The organism is Tenacibaculum agarivorans, from assembly GCF_001936575.1.
GTDB classification, from domain to species: domain Bacteria; phylum Bacteroidota; class Bacteroidia; order Flavobacteriales; family Flavobacteriaceae; genus Polaribacter; species Polaribacter agarivorans.
This window is the reverse complement of sequence record NZ_MSMP01000007.1, coordinates 99,226-114,680: the sequence shown is the minus strand read 5'-3', so window position 1 is coordinate 114,680 and position 15,455 is coordinate 99,226. Positions and strand designations below refer to the sequence as shown.

The following is a 15,455-nucleotide window of genomic DNA, read 5'->3' as shown; positions in this document are numbered from 1 at the left end:
ATGATTACTGGAAAAAATTATATAGGAAATCAATTATCATCTGAAGGAGATATTACTTTTAAAACTTTTAATCCTGAATTAAATACTGTTATTCAAAATAGTTTCACTCAAGCAACTACAGAAGAAGTTGAAAACGCAGTAGCTAAAGCAAATGAAGCATTTAATGTGTACAAACTTTTTTCAGGTTCAAAAAAAGCAAGCTTTTTAAGAGCTATTGCAGATGAAATTGAAAATTTAGAAGAAAAGTTAATAAAAGTATATTGTTCAGAAACAGGTTTGCCAGAAGGAAGAGCTTTAGGTGAACGAGGAAGAACACTTTTTCAATTGCGTTCTTTTGCTGATTTGGTAGAAGAAGGATCTTGGGTAGAAGCCTCTATAGATACTGGAATTCCAGATAGAACCCCGGCTCCAAAACCAGATTTACGTAAAATGAATATTCCTTTAGGTCCTGTGGTTGTTTTTGGAGCAAGTAATTTTCCATTGGCATATTCTACGGCAGGTGGAGATACAGCGGCATCTTTGGCAGCAGGTTGTCCAGTAATTGTAAAATCGCATCCAATGCATGCAGGAACAGGGGAATTAATCGCTTCTGCAATTATTAAAGCAGCGGAAAAAACAGGAATGCCAAACGGTATTTTTTCCAATATAAATTCTCAAGATTATTCAGCAGGACAACAATTAGTGAGTCATCCCAGTGTGAAAGCTGTAGGATTTACTGGAAGTATCAAAGGAGGAAGAGCTTTATTAGATATTGCAGCCAAAAGAGAAGAACCAATTCCAGTTTTTGCAGAGATGGGAAGTATAAACCCTGTAGTGTTATTGCCTAAAGCGTTACACAATAGAGGAAGTGAAATTGCAAATACGTATGCAAACTCTATCACGTTAGGCACAGGGCAATTCTGTACAAATCCAGGTTTGATTTTAGGAGTAGAAGGAGAAGATTTGACACATTTTATGAATGAGTTGGGAACTAAAATTAAAGAGGTTAATCCTAGTTGTATGCTGCATCCAAATATCCATTCCGCTTATGAAAGTGGTAAACAACGAGCTATACAACAAGAAAAAGTAAATGTTGTAGGGAGTTTGGATACTGAAGTACAAACAAATTATGCATCGCAAGTAGTAGCTACAGTTTCAGGAAAAACATTCTTAGAAAATACAGCATTACATCACGAGGTATTTGGACCATTCTCTATTGTTGTGGGGTGTGAAAACATTGAAGAATTAGAAGAAATAATTACAAAGTTAGAAGGTCAACTCACAGGAACTATTATTTCAGATGATGATGAAATTACCAATTACCCTGAGTTGGTAGCGAAAATGCAAAACAGAGTTGGTCGATTAATTTTTAATGGAGTTCCAACGGGAGTTGAGGTTTGTCCTTCTATGGTTCATGGTGGTCCATATCCAGCTTCAACGGATAGTCGTTTTACAGCGGTAGGGATTCATTCTATAAAACGTTGGGTACGTCCATTTAGTTACCAAAACTGGCCAAACTCTTTATTGCCAGATGAGCTAAAAGATGAAAATCCATTACAGATAACAAGATTGGTAAACGGAGAACTCAATAAATCGTAACGATATGAGATCAATTTTTACCTGTATTGATGGACATACGTGTGGAAATCCTGTTCGAGTAGTAAAACATGGTGGACCTGAATTGGTAGGGAGTTCCATGAGTGAAAAACGCCAACATTTTTTAAAAGAATTCGATTGGATTCGAAAAGGACTAATGTTTGAACCTCGCGGACACGATATGATGAGTGGTGTTATTTTATATCCACCGCAAAATCCTGAAAATGATTTTGGAATTTTATTCATAGAAACCTCAGGATGTTTACCAATGTGCGGACACGGAACAATTGGAACCATTACTATTGGTATACAAGAGGGATTAATTATCCCGAAAATTCCGGGTAAAATTAAAATGGAAGCCCCAGCAGGTTTGGTAGAAATTGAATATCAACAAAAAGGAGATAAAGTAGAATGGGTTAGATTAACTAATGTGAAAAGCTATTTAGCTGCTGAAAACTTAACAATTAATTGTCCTGAACTGGGGAAAATAGTTTTTGATGTAGCCTATGGCGGAAATTTTTATGCCATTGTAGATCCACAGAAAAACTTTTCTGGAATACAAAACTATACAGCATCTAAAATTATTCAGTACTCCCAAGAAGTAAGAGTTAGAATAAATAAAAAATATCCAAATCAATTTATACATCCAGAAAATAATACGATTAGAGACGTGTCTCATATGTTATGGACAGGAACTCCTTTAGAGCATACTTCATCTGGAAGAAATGCGGTTTTTTACGGAGATAAAGCCATAGATAGAAGTCCATGCGGAACAGGTACTTCAGCACGAATGGCACAATTATATGCTAAAGGAAAATTAGCCATTGGAGAAGAGTTTATTCATGAGAGTTTTATTGGAAGTAAATTTATAGGAAGAATTAAAGAAGAAACAATTCTCAACGGGAAAAAAGCTATAGTACCTAGTATTCAAGGTTGGGCAAAAGTATACGGATATAATACGATTAGTATTGATGATGAAGACGATCCGTATGCACATGGATTTCAAGTAATTTAAAATGAGTAAGAAAATAGTAGTAATTGGAGGGGGAATAATAGGCTTATGTACAGCTTATTATTTACAAAAGGAGGCGCACGAAGTTATAATTGTAGATCAATCCAATTGTGCTTCGGGTGCTTCTTACGTAAATGCAGGATTAATTACTCCTAGTCATATCATATCTCTAGCTGCTCCCGGTATCATTACAAAAGGAATGAAATGGATGTTCAATTCCTCAAGTCCGTTTTACGTAAAGCCAAGATTAAATTATGATTTCTTACAATGGACATGGTTGTTTAAAAAATCAGCAACACAACAAAAAGTAACACGTTCCATTCCTGTGATTCGAGATATTAATTTATTGAGTAGAAAGTTGTATGAAGAAATGAAAGCAGATAAGGGATTTAATTTTTTTCATCAGCATAGAGGTTTGTTAATGTTATACGCAACTGATAAGGGCGGAGAAGAAGAATGGAAAGTTGGAAAAAAAGCAATCGAATGTGGGCTAAAGGTCAATCATTTATCTCAAGAAGAGCTACAAGAATTAGAACCTAGAGTAAATTCAAAAGTAAAAGGAGCTGTTCATTACTTATCAGATGCGCATATGACACCAAATGAATTTATGCAGCAAATGAAAACGTATTTGTTACATAAAGGTGTTGTATTTAAAACTGAAACAGAAGTCTTGGATTTTACTTTACAGTCAAATTCTATACAATCGATTCAAACTACTCAAGGAGAAATATATGCTGATCAAGTAGTAATTGCAGCGGGTGCTTGGACACAAAACTTGGTAAAAAAACTACAAGTAAATATTCCAATTCAGGCAGGAAAAGGATATAGAATTGATGTAAAAAACGAAACAGAAATATCAATTCCTTCCATTTTAATCGAGGCTAAAGTGGCGGTTACACCAATGAAAAGTTTTACGCGTTTTGCAGGTACTATGGAAATAGGAGGAATAAATCATAGGATTAATCCAAAACGTGTAGCGGCAATTGCAAAGGCAGCGGAAAAATATTACTCAAATTTGAAGATAAGTACTGAAGAAAAAGAATTAGCACAATGTGGATTACGGCCATGTTCTCCAGATGGTTTGCCTTTCATAGGAAGAGTTTCAGGCTATAAAAATCTTACGGTAGCTGCAGGACATGCTATGATGGGGTGGAGTTTAGGTCCGGCTACAGGAAAGCTGGTTACACAAATCATTTCTAATCAAAAAACAAGTATGGATATAGCTCCTTTTGCCGTAGAAAGATTTTCTTAGCTATATTTGTTTCAATGGACAAGCGGGAACTAAGAGCAGTATACAAACAAAAACGTAAGGAATTATCTAGTGATGAGGTAATGAAACTTCAGGAAAGAATCTATGCTCAAATATTTAAACATGATTTCTCTACTGTCCAAAATATCCATATTTTTCTGACTATTGAAAAGCAAAAAGAGATCAATACGTATCCTATTATTGCTTTTTTAAGATCAAAAAATAAGAATATTATTATTAGTAAAAGTGATTTTACCACTTCTACACTTACACATTTTCTATTTGAAAATGATACGAAGTTAAATGTAAGTAAATATGGAATTCCTGAACCCGAAGAAGCAAAAGAAATTAATGTAAAAGATATTGATTTAGTGTTTGTTCCTTTGTTAATTTCAGATGAAAAGAAGTATAGAGTAGGATATGGAAAAGGATTTTACGATCGTTTTTTGAGTGCGTGTAAGCCTTCAGTACAAACCATAGGTTTAAACTTTTTTACCCCCATTATCAGTATTTCAGATACAAATGAGTTTGATGTACCTTTAGATGTGGTAATTACTCCATAAAAAGAGGTCTGAAAAGCCGTCATTCCAAATGAAATGAAGGAATCTTTTAAATTTAAGTTACTGTTAAAAGATTACTTCAAAATTAAAATTTTTCGTAATGACGTTTGAAAATACTTTTCAGACATGCTCCTAATTTTGTACTAAAAAATTGACTACACTTACTCTGTTGTTTCTTGAGTAGGTTGCTCTTCAACTTCCTCGTCTTCATCATTAGGAGAAAGTTTACTCCAAATAATAAAGCCAATTAGTAAAATGTAAACAATTTTACCTCCAATTTTCTTCCAAAGAGATAAAGGATGACTAGATAACTCTAAATTGTATTTTGTCTTTAATTCAGCCAGTTGAGCTTCTGTAAGATCGTAATACAATGTTTCATCCTCATTAACTAAAACGTATTTACCTTTTTTGTTCCAAGCAGGAATCCAAACAGCGCTATATTCCTCATATAAATACCCTAAATTAAGGAAATCAGTTCCCTCTTTTAAGTTTTCATCGTCAGGTAAATCCTCAACTAATGCTAACTTTTCACAAGGAAAACAAACAGGAATTCGCGCTCTTTTAGCAAACGCTTGGTTAATACATAAAACAGTAAACGCAATAAGTAATATGATTTTTTTCATAGTAACAGTTGATAATTGATTTAATTACAAATAAACTAAAAATCAATCACTTATTAAAAATTAATTACTCTCATAAGGAATAATGAGAGTAGATAAACATAAAAAACGCCTTGATTTCTCAAGGCGTTCAGTATATATTATATGAAAAGTTATAGGTAATTATCCATTCATTGAAATTAAGAACTCCTCATTATTTAAAGAAGTTTTAATACGTTGTTGAATAAATTCCATTGCTTCAATTGGGTTCATGTCAGCTAAATATTTACGTAATACCCACATGCGTTGTACAGTTTTCGGATCTAATAATAAATCATCTCTACGTGTACTAGACTTAATTAAGTCAATAGCAGGGTAAATTCTACGATTTGCAATATTACGCTCTAACTGAAGTTCCATGTTACCAGTACCTTTAAATTCTTCAAAGATAACTTCATCCATTTTAGAACCTGTTTCTGTTAAAGCAGTAGCAATAATAGTTAAAGAACCTCCATTTTCAATATTACGAGCCGCACCAAAGAAACGCTTAGGTTTATGTAAAGCGTTAGCATCAATACCTCCAGATAAAATCTTACCAGAAGCAGGAGCAACAGTGTTATATGCACGAGCTAAACGTGTAATAGAATCTAATAAAATAACCACATCATGCCCACATTCTACTAATCGTTTTGCTTTTTCTAATACAATATTAGCTACACGTACGTGCTTATCAGCAGGCTCATCAAATGTAGAAGCCACAACCTCTCCGCGTACACTACGCTTCATATCTGTAACTTCCTCAGGACGCTCGTCAATTAATAATACAATTTGATATACTTCTGGATGATTTGCAGCAATGGCATTAGCTACATCCTTTAATAACATGGTTTTACCTGTTTTAGGTTGTGCTACAAGCATACCACGTTGTCCTTTACCAATTGGAGAAAATAAATCCATAATTCTCGTAGACAAAGAACTTCCTTTTTGTGCTAAATTAAATTTTTCATTAGCAAAAAGAGGTGTTAAATGCTCAAAAGAAACACGATCTCTAACAATATTAGGGCTTAATCCATTAATTTTTGATACTCTAATTAACGGGAAATATTTCTCACCTTCTTTTGGAGGACGAACATTTCCTTTTACTGTATCTCCAGTTTTTAAACCAAAAAGTTTAATTTGAGATTGTGATACATATATATCATCAGGAGATGATAAGTAATTATAGTCAGAAGAACGTAAGAAACCATATCCATCAGGCATCATTTCTAATACTCCTTCACTTTCAATAATACCATCAAACTCAAAATCAGGATCACGATATTTATTACCGCTTTTATGCTTAGGCCCCTGGTTTTTATTTTGGTGCTTATTGTTGTTATTATTGTTTCTATTCTGGTTGTTATTTCTGTGCTGATTATTATTTCTGTTTTGCTGATTGTTCCTGTTCTGATGATTATGATGTTGTGATTTATGCTCAGAAGAAGAACTCTTTTGTGTATTTTGCTGTGGTCTTTGCTCAGTCTTCACAGTGCTTGCTGCTTGCTCTACAGACTTAGAAATACGTCTTCTTTTAGGTTTTTCAACTTTAGCTTCTTTTTCTGTACTTTCAGTTTTTGCAGTAGTCTCCTCTTTTTTAGCAGTCACAGGTTGCTCAGTTCTAGATTCAGCAGCTTCAGAAGGTTTCTCTTCTTTTTGGTCTTTAGAAGCCTCAGCCTGAGCGTCTAAAATCTTATAAATAAGGTCTAGCTTTTTTAACTGACTTGTTTTTTTTAAACCAATTACTTTTGCAATTTGTTGTAATTCAACTAGTTTTTTGGCTTTTAAATCCGAGATTTCGAACATTAGTGTTTATTTAAATTATAATGTATTAACTATGATATGGTTGGGGAAATTTTTAATTAAGATCTTTTAGTAATTAAATTCTTGCCGGTAACTTAGCAAGGGGTTGTGAGGTATCCTTACACGACAAATATATATAAATATTTTGATTTGCAAAGTTTCTTTTTAAAAAAAGAAACAGTAAATTTGCGTTCCAATTTTTAAATATGATACAAAGAATACAAACTATATATTTATTAATCGCCGGAATTATTTCTGGAGGATTAACTTTTGTATTTAATCTTTGGAGTACGGCAAATGAAAATATTTTCTCATTAGATTTATTTTCTGCTGCTTCAGTTATACAAAAAACGATACCAGTATCGTTTTTTATATCGGCTATATTATCTGTTGTAACAATATTCTTATTTAAGAATAGACAACTACAATTTGTATTAGGCCGTTTAAATATTTTGACAAACCTTTTTTTATTAGGGGTGTTGGTATATGTATCACTAAATTTATCTGGAGGAACGGAAGTTTCTGAGAAAGGTATTGGGATGTTCATTCCTGTTGTTACAATACTATTAGTAGTATTAGCAAACAAAGCCATTAAAAAGGATGAAGATCTTGTAAAATCAGTTGATAGATTACGATAAACCTAACATCTTAATATATTTAGTGCGACTAAACCGAGATTCATATCTCGGTTTTTTTGTTATACATAAATCGCTATTTTTGAGTTAATTATACTAGAATTGTATGTGGCTAAAAAACAAGCATCTAAGGGAAAACCCTTAGACGTTCAGGGTAAACCCTGAGAGCCTTTTCAGGGTGTTTGTGATTTGGTGTAATCGAAGTAACCTTATAAATTTGTACCTGTAACAATGATACAAAAAATCAAAGTTCATATAGCTGATGATCATGAAATCATCATAGACGGAATTTCAGCGTTAATTAATACTGAAGATGGAATTGAGTTAGAAGGCTTCTCACTGACGGGAAAAGATGTAGTTGAGTGGTCTAAGAATAACAAAGCCGACGTTCTTATACTTGATATTAACATGCCAAAATTAGATGGTATAGGTGTTTTAAAAGCATTTAAAAATAGAAATGTAGATCAAAAAACAATTATACTTTCAGGCTTAAGTGATCCAAAGATTGTACAAGAAATGATTACCCTTGGCGCAAAGGGATTTATAGAAAAGAGCTCAGCAAGCGATCACATTATACAAGCAATTAAGGCAGTACATCGAGGAGAAAAGTATTATAGCGATGATATTAAAGACAGTTTGTTCGATTTATATATAAACGATACAAAAACTGATGAAGCGATTAAAAGTAGTTCTAGCGTAGAACCACTTACAGAACGCGAAATTGAAGTGCTAAAGCTCATAACACAAGAGTTAAGCACATCAGAAATAGCAGATAAACTTGGTTTAACTGTTAAAACGATAGAAACACACAGAAGAAATTTATATAAAAAAATTAAAGTTAAAAATGTAGTAGGTTTGGCAATATATGCTGTTAAAAATAATATAGTTTAATCGACCTCCCTTCAATTTTATATAGAGGTTCCCCGTCCTTATATATGTTCCCCCCCCCCGCAAGCTGTATTATAAATGTATTGTCAAGCCTTCTACTTTTAAAAACTTAAACGGAATAGTGGTCCCCCCATTAATCTACTTTACAAAAGTTCATTAATCCATTAAACCTAATGTCATGTTAAATAGATACATACCTTTTCTACTGGTATTAGTTACCGCTCTAACCTCTTGCTCAACCGATGACACTCCTATCATAAATGAATCTAACCAACCTTTACTAAAATCATACAAAATTAGTAGAGATGCTAATGGTGTATATACCGTTGATTATAAATTAGCCGATGGTGCTAATGGTGAATTTATTAAAGATGTTGAAACTAACACTAACAATTTCTATGCTTACGAAGATGCTGCTGCTTCAGCTACGACTAAAAATGCAAACCTTAATTTAAGCAATAAAGAATTAAAGTTAGGTGTTTTTGAGAACGATGCACAACGTAGATCGATTACAGTTGAAGATGAAAATATTGTATTGGCAAAAGGAGTAGTAAGTACAAATTATTTAGAAACCTATAGTATTGAACACTTAGGTTCAGACGAATATGTATTAGATTTTACAATTAGAGATGGGGTAAATGCTAGTTTTGAATACAATGCAGATGAAAATATTTTTGAAGTACATTTAAAAGAAGGTAAATCTAATGGTACTAATTTTACCAAGCTATATAAGAAATCACCTAGTTTACCTTTACGAATAGATTTTGTAAATTACATAGCTAATAAAGTATTGGCTAGTTCTGATAAAAATTCTAGTTCTAAATCGACACTTTACACAGTGTCTTACACCAAGAAAAACAAACCAAGAGTTTCTGTAGACTTATAGTGATTAAACGATATAATCTATTTCCTATGAAATATAAAATTATAGTCCCCCTTGTTTTTATATTTTTATGTTTGAAAGCAAAAGCCGAGCCAACCAACTCGGCTTTTGCTACTTATGATAGATTTGACCAAGATACGATCGTAAATAAAAAATATGAGTATGCTAAAGTTTTATTTCAGCAGGAAGAATATAGTAAGTCTTTAGAGGTTTTGTTACCATTGATTGATGAGAAGGAGTTAGATTATATTACCCAAACTAGAGTTAATTTACTTCTAGCTAAAGTTCTTATTTATGGTAAAAGAGATAATGAAAAGAGTCTGGATTATTTAAGGAAATGTATACCCTTAATTTCAGGTTCTAAAAAGATAGATCAATTTGTATCTAAAGAGTATTCAATTTTGAAGGCAGATATATATCATCATATGTCTGTTGTATTTGTTCAACTTAGGCAAAAAGATAGTAGTAATATATATTTAAATAAAATAATAAATATTGATGGTCTTAGTGATGATTTATTGAGTATTAAAGCAAAAGCATATGCTAATATAGGAGCTGTTAATATAAGGAATAAAGAATTTGATTTAGCGAAGTTTAATTTGAATAAGGCTATAGGAATTCACGAAAGATTAAAAAATAATATTTCATTGGCTTCGGCTTATTCAAATTTAGCAACTATTTCAGTGTTGAATGAAGATTATATTGGAGCAAAGAAAATGTATTTTAATGCATTGACTTATTTGAATAATGAAAACTCATTAAAAGCAATTCAACAAAAAGAATTACTATATGATAATATTGCTTGGGCTATGTATAATTTGAAAGATTATAAAGCTTACGAATATGTTACGCAGTCTTATGAAATACGAGATAGTTTAAATGAGGATGGATTAAATAAACAATACAAAGAAATTGAAGCTAAGCATAATGTTGAAACAATGCAAAAGTTTGAAGAAAATAAACGATTAAAACTAAAGTATAATTTAGAACGTAAAACGTGGATTATTGGAGGAGTTGGAGTAGGTGTATCTTTGTTATTCTTGTTTTTAGCAAATCTGTATAAATTGCGCCAACGTAATTTAAGTTTAGAATTGTCTCAAAATGAGTTGCGTCAACAACGTAAATTAGAGCGTTTAAATTCTGAAACTCAAGTGAAGATTTTAAATGCTACCATGGATGGTAAAGAAACGGAGCGTAAACAAATCGCAGAAATTCTACACGATAATGTAAGTGCGTTATTGTCTTCTGCCAATATGCATTTACAAGCCAGCCATAAACAATTTGGAGATGAGATTCCAATAGAACTAGAAAAAACAAGACAAATTATTGTAGAAGCATCACAAAAAATTAGAGATCTATCGCACAATTTAGTGTCTTCAATTTTATTAAAATTCGGTTTAGAATTTGCCATAAAAGATGCCGCCAAAAAATTCTCCAATTCAGAAATTAAAATCAATGCAGCTGTAGGTACTATTCACCGTTATGCTCAAGATTATGAAATTAAAGTATTTAATATTGTACAAGAGCTTATCAATAATGTATTAAAACATAGTCAAGCTAAAAATGCCTACATTATATTAGAAGAAGAGGACGCGGTGCTCAACCTAATTGTAAAAGATGATGGCGTTGGTTTCGATCAAGTTTCAGAAGAAGAAACGGGTATTGGTTTAAGCCAAATTAAAGCACGTATTCGTATGATGGATGGACAATTCTTTATAGACTCTACCAAAGGAAAAGGTACAAAAGTAATGGTAAACATACCAGTAGTGCCAAGAGAAAAAGTAATTACTGCTTAGCCAATTCAATCACTTCCATATTTTTTATTTCACCAGCATCAAGTTCAAACCGTATCATGGTTCTTACTTTATGAAATCCGTGTTTACCAGCAGCACCCGGATTAATATGAAGTAAATTAAACTGCTTATCAAACTGTACTTTTAAAATATGTGAGTGTCCGCAGATAAAAAGCTTTGGTGTTTTTTTCTGTAATTCAGCATATACTCTTGGTTTATATCTACCAGGATAACCACCAATGTGAGTAATCCATACGTTAACCCCTTCAACTTCAAACCAATTATCTAAAGGGAATTCGGCACGTGCTTCAGCATCATCAATATTACCATATACAGCACGTAAAGGTTTGTATTCTTTTATAGTATCAGTAACCTTTAAGTTTCCAATATCGCCAGCATGCCAAACTTCATCAGCTTGATTTACAAATTTCAAAATCTGCGTATCAATATAGCTATGTGTATCTGAAAGTAATAAGATTTTTTTCACAACACGAAAGTACAAATAATATAAAGGTACCTGTTATACATTTTGGGTAAAATATTATCGAATCACTCAGTTTTTCTGATGATTGAACTTCATCGAAATCAAAAGAAAAACCGAATTAGAATTTTAAAAATTTTGCTAAGTCTTCAAGATGTTTTAATGGAATTAAATACTAGATTGAAAAGAAGGTTAAAAAGTGCTGATTGAAATCAAAATTCAAAGAGATAAAAGTTTAGTTCAGTTGAATAAAGTGTTATAATACAGTAGTTTTTGTATTGGTGTAAATTATAAAAATGAAGTTTTTTTGTTGGTTTACTTCATTTTTTTGAAAATTATGTATTTGTAAATCAGTAGGAAAATGTAGAAAACTGATGTTTAAATGTTGAGAAAATGTCAAAATATATGAAGGCGTATTTTTATTATCTTTTTTTTAAGAATTCAACAAAAGTCTTAACCAAATAAAATCCGTAGTTTAGCCATTTAAAAGTCTATGCTTTGCGATATTTTTTAGAGTTAGCATACCATGGTAAACACTATCATGGATGGCAAATACAACCAGATGTTATATCAGTACAAGAAAAGATAACTTATGCATTATCTACCATCTTACAAGAAGAAATAAATATTGTAGGTGCAGGTAGAACAGATGCTGGAGTTCATGCTTCTCAGATGTATGCACATTTTGATACCACAAAAGAATTAGATGGTAATTTTGCCTATAAATTAAATGCCATTTTACCAGATGATATCGTTATTTATCAACTCATTCATGTAGAAGAAGAGGCACATGCCAGATTTGATGCAGTAAGTAGAAGTTATGAGTATAAAATATGGTTGGGTAGAAATCCATTTACATTAGATACCACTTGGCAGCTAAACTATAAAAACATAGATATTGAAGCCATGAATGCAGCGGCTGAATTATTATATGCGTATGAAGATTTTGAATGTTTTTCTAAAGTGAAAACAGACGTACATACATTTAATTGTTCAGTAACACATGCAAAGTGGGAGTTAAAAGATCAGGAGTTAACGTTTTATATCTCTGCTGATCGTTTTTTAAGAAACATGGTTAGAGCTATAGTAGGTACTTTATTAGACATTGGTTTAGGAAAAAAGTCTGTAGCAGATTTTAAAACTATTATAGAAAGTAAGAATAGAAGCAAAGCAGGAGTGTCAGTTCCAGCAAAAGGTTTATTTTTAACAGAGGTAACATACAATTATATTTAAGTTGTGAGTAAGAATAGTACAGGAAATGCATTTGATATCAAAATTTTTGCACGCTTAATGAGCTTTGCAAAAAAGTATCGAGTTCAATTTTGGGTAGCCACATTATCTACCATTATGTTAGCAATATTTGCGGCATCTAGTCCTTTAATTTTATTAAAAGCTATAGATGATTTTACTGCAAATAAAGATTTAACAAGGTTATTGTATTTTACTATGGCCATGCTTGCCGTATTAATAATACAAGTAATCTTACAGTTTACATTTATATACTATGCCAGTTGGGTAGGGCAAAATATTATAAAAGACTTACGGGCTAAGATTTTTAATAATATTCTGAATTTTAAAATGGCCTATTTCGATAATACTTCGGTAGGAAAATTAGTGACCAGAGTGGTATCAGATATTGAAACCATTGCTAATTTTTTTACACAAGGAGTGTTTATGATTGTAAGTGATGTGTTAAAAATGTTGGTTGTAGTTGTAGTAATGTTAGTCATCAACTGGAAACTTGCATTGATAGCTTTAGCAGTATTACCTATTTTAATTTATGCGACAAAGTTATTTCAAATAGCTATTAAAAAAACGTTTCAAGATGTTAGAAATGAAGTAGCAAACCTAAACAGTTTTGTGCAAGAACGTGTTACCGGAATGAAGATAGTACAGTTATTCAATAGAGAAAAAATTGAGTACGAAAACTTTAAAGCCATTAACGATAAGCACAAGAAAGCACATGTTAAAACGGTTTGGTATTATTCAATTTTCTTTCCAATAGCAGAAATATTGTCATCTATAGCTATCGGATTTATTGTTTGGTATGGAGGATTACAAGTTATAGGTAATGATGCCATTACGGTAGGAGCAATTATTGGCTTTATTCAATACGCACAAATGCTATTTAGACCATTACGTCAAATTGCTGATAAATTCAATCAATTACAAATGGGAATTGTATCTGGTGAGCGAGTTTTTAAAGTAATAGATACAGAGAGTTCTATTGATAAATCAGGTACGGAAAAAGCAGAAAATCTTAAAGGAGATATAGTGTTTAATGATGTACGTTTTAGTTATGTTGAAGGAGAAGAAGTGCTCAAAGGAATTTCTTTAACAGTAGAAAAAGGACAAACCATTGCTATTGTTGGGTCTACTGGAGCTGGAAAATCTACCATCATTAATTTAATCAGTCGTTTTTATGAAATTGATAGTGGTGAAATACGAGTAGATGGATTACCAGTAGAGAAGTATGATTTAAATTCATTGAGAAATCAAGTAGCTGTAGTATTACAAGATGTATTTTTATTTTCAGATACTATTTTAAATAATATCACCCTCAAAAACAGTGCTATTTCTTTAGCAGAAGTACAAGAGGCTGCAAAGCAAATTGGTATTCACGATTTTATAGAGAGCTTGCCAAATGGATATCATTACAACGTAAAAGAAAGAGGAGCGATGCTTTCATCAGGACAACGACAGTTAATAGCGTTCCTAAGAGCCTATGTAAGTAATCCAAGTATTTTAATTTTAGATGAAGCTACTTCTTCAGTAGATACAGAATCAGAACAAATGATTCAATACGCTACAGATAGGATTACCAAAAATAGAACTTCAATAATAATTGCACATCGTTTAGCAACAATTAAAAAAGCCGATAAAATTATTGTGATGGATAAGGGTACAATTGTAGAACAAGGAGATCATAATCAGCTTTTAGCAGAAGATGGTTACTATAGAAACCTTTATGAAAAGCAGTTTGGTGTGGAAATGATGTAATTATACACTATAAATTTGTTTAATTACTTCAAAATAGTACATTTGCTATACAATCTTAAACTTAAAATCACACAAATTATGAAAAAAGTAATTTTATCAGTCTTTGTAGTAGGAGCTTTATTCGCTACTTCTTGTAAAAAAGCAAAAGAAGCTAAAGAAGAGGTAAAAGAAGTTACTGAAACTACTGTAGAAAAAACTGAAGAAGCAGCAAAAACTGTTGTTGAAGAAACTAAAGAAGTTGTTGCTGATGCAGCTAAAGCGGTTGAGTCTGCTATCGAAGGAGTAACTATTCCTGAATTTAAAGATCCTAAAGTAGGAGAGCACTTAAAAGCTTATTCAAAGTACGCTAAAGAGTACATCGAAGCAGGAAAAGACGCATATAAGAACACTGCTTTAGTAGCTAAAGGAGCAGAGTTGTTAGCTAAAGGAAAAGAGATCGTAAGTTCTTTAGATGAAGAAGGTGTTAAAAAGTTTAATAGCGTAATTACAGCTATTCAATCTAAAATGGCACCAGCAAAATAATATATTAAGAATTTCTAGAAGATTCTTAGTAAAAACCTTAGTGATTTTCACTAAGGTTTTTTTATTTTCTATTTGAAAAATAAGTAGTTACAATTTTAAAAACTTCACATTAATTTCTACTAATTTTTTCGATTTATACAAATCAAACATTTTATTAAAATAAAACTTCAATGTACCCCGTTATGCATGGGAATACAATGTTTTATATGTATATTTGATTAAACAAACGATCAAAAATAGAAAGAGTTAATTATATAAGTAGCTACCAACAATAAGCTCTTTTCTAATGATAAAATATTTTAATCAATAACCCCAGAATCCCGAGATTAAAATATGTGCAATACAAATAAATTTAACCAAATAACATTAACCTCTAAAATTAGTTCAACACAATTTTGAATAACTAAGTAGTAAGTACA

The 15,455-nt window shown here is 31.8% G+C and carries 14 protein-coding genes; 11 read left to right on the top strand and 3 right to left on the bottom strand.

Translation table 11 applies throughout. The features are described 5' to 3' along the window. The 4 genes from BVC87_RS06970 to BVC87_RS06955 are packed head-to-tail and all read left to right on the top strand — an operon-like array spanning nucleotide 1 to nucleotide 4,399. Nucleotides 1-1,578, top strand: coding sequence for an aldehyde dehydrogenase (NADP(+)) (locus tag BVC87_RS06970; RefSeq protein WP_075341643.1), 1,578 nt, complete (start codon nucleotides 1-3; stop codon nucleotides 1,576-1,578). Nucleotides 1,579-1,582: 4 nt separating this feature from the next. Then, nucleotides 1,583-2,590, top strand: a complete 1,008-nt coding sequence (locus BVC87_RS06965; RefSeq protein WP_075341642.1) for a 4-hydroxyproline epimerase — start codon at nucleotides 1,583-1,585, stop codon at nucleotides 2,588-2,590. Between the two features lies 1 nt (nucleotide 2,591). Beyond that, nucleotides 2,592-3,839: an NAD(P)/FAD-dependent oxidoreductase gene (locus BVC87_RS06960; RefSeq protein WP_075341641.1), complete on the top strand. Its 1,248-nt coding sequence runs from the start codon at nucleotides 2,592-2,594 to the stop codon at nucleotides 3,837-3,839. 14 nt (nucleotides 3,840-3,853) lie between these two features. After that, nucleotides 3,854-4,399: a 5-formyltetrahydrofolate cyclo-ligase gene (locus BVC87_RS06955; RefSeq protein ID WP_075341640.1), complete on the top strand. Its 546-nt coding sequence runs from the start codon at nucleotides 3,854-3,856 to the stop codon at nucleotides 4,397-4,399. A 158-nt stretch (nucleotides 4,400-4,557) separates the two neighbouring features. On the opposite strand, the gene BVC87_RS06950 is transcribed toward BVC87_RS06955, so the two are convergent. Together BVC87_RS06950 and rho are read right to left on the bottom strand one after the other, a co-directional pair. After that, nucleotides 4,558-5,019 carry a hypothetical protein gene (locus BVC87_RS06950; protein WP_075341639.1) on the bottom strand — a complete coding sequence of 154 codons (462 nt, stop codon included), beginning with the start codon at nucleotides 5,017-5,019 and terminating at the stop codon, nucleotides 4,558-4,560. A gap of 159 nt (nucleotides 5,020-5,178) precedes the next feature. Then, on the bottom strand, nucleotides 5,179-6,837 hold the full coding sequence (rho, locus tag BVC87_RS06945) for a transcription termination factor Rho (RefSeq protein ID WP_075341638.1): 1,659 nt from the start codon (nucleotides 6,835-6,837) through the stop codon (nucleotides 5,179-5,181). A 203-nt stretch (nucleotides 6,838-7,040) separates the two neighbouring features. On the opposite strand from rho, the gene BVC87_RS06940 reads away from it, so the two are divergent. From BVC87_RS06940 to BVC87_RS06925, 4 genes are all read left to right on the top strand, one after another. Continuing rightward, complete coding sequence (locus tag BVC87_RS06940) at nucleotides 7,041-7,472, top strand: DUF4293 domain-containing protein (RefSeq protein WP_075341637.1); 432 nt, start codon at nucleotides 7,041-7,043, stop codon at nucleotides 7,470-7,472. A gap of 228 nt (nucleotides 7,473-7,700) precedes the next feature. Next, a complete protein-coding gene (locus BVC87_RS06935) occupies nucleotides 7,701-8,360 on the top strand; it encodes a response regulator (RefSeq protein ID WP_075341636.1) in 660 nt (219 codons plus the stop codon). A 175-nt stretch (nucleotides 8,361-8,535) separates the two neighbouring features. Continuing rightward, the gene (locus BVC87_RS06930) at nucleotides 8,536-9,243 is read left to right on the top strand and encodes a hypothetical protein (protein WP_075341635.1); all 708 of its coding nucleotides are present in this window, start codon (nucleotides 8,536-8,538) and stop codon (nucleotides 9,241-9,243) included. 71 nt (nucleotides 9,244-9,314) lie between these two features. After that, on the top strand, nucleotides 9,315-11,036 hold the full coding sequence (locus BVC87_RS06925) for an ATP-binding protein (RefSeq protein WP_159439329.1): 1,722 nt from the start codon (nucleotides 9,315-9,317) through the stop codon (nucleotides 11,034-11,036). On the opposite strand, the gene BVC87_RS06920 is transcribed toward BVC87_RS06925, so the two are convergent. Next, nucleotides 11,026-11,520, bottom strand: a complete 495-nt coding sequence (locus BVC87_RS06920; RefSeq protein ID WP_075341633.1) for a metallophosphoesterase family protein — start codon at nucleotides 11,518-11,520, stop codon at nucleotides 11,026-11,028. The genes BVC87_RS06925 and BVC87_RS06920 overlap by 11 nt on opposite strands. Nucleotides 11,521-12,012: 492 nt before the next feature. On the opposite strand from BVC87_RS06920, the gene truA reads away from it, so the two are divergent. The 3 genes from truA to BVC87_RS23215 all read left to right on the top strand — a co-directional run bounded on the left by truA (nucleotide 12,013) and on the right by BVC87_RS23215 (nucleotide 15,036). Beyond that, entirely contained in the window at nucleotides 12,013-12,747 is a 735-nt protein-coding gene (truA, locus tag BVC87_RS06915; RefSeq protein WP_075341632.1) for a tRNA pseudouridine(38-40) synthase TruA, read from the top strand. 57 nt (nucleotides 12,748-12,804) lie between these two features. Further along, nucleotides 12,805-14,514, top strand: a complete 1,710-nt coding sequence (locus BVC87_RS06910) for an ABC transporter ATP-binding protein (RefSeq protein ID WP_075341738.1) — start codon at nucleotides 12,805-12,807, stop codon at nucleotides 14,512-14,514. A gap of 78 nt (nucleotides 14,515-14,592) precedes the next feature. After that, nucleotides 14,593-15,036, top strand: coding sequence for a hypothetical protein (locus BVC87_RS23215; protein ID WP_075341631.1), 444 nt, complete (start codon nucleotides 14,593-14,595; stop codon nucleotides 15,034-15,036). The last annotated feature ends 419 nt before the right edge of the window (nucleotides 15,037-15,455 follow it).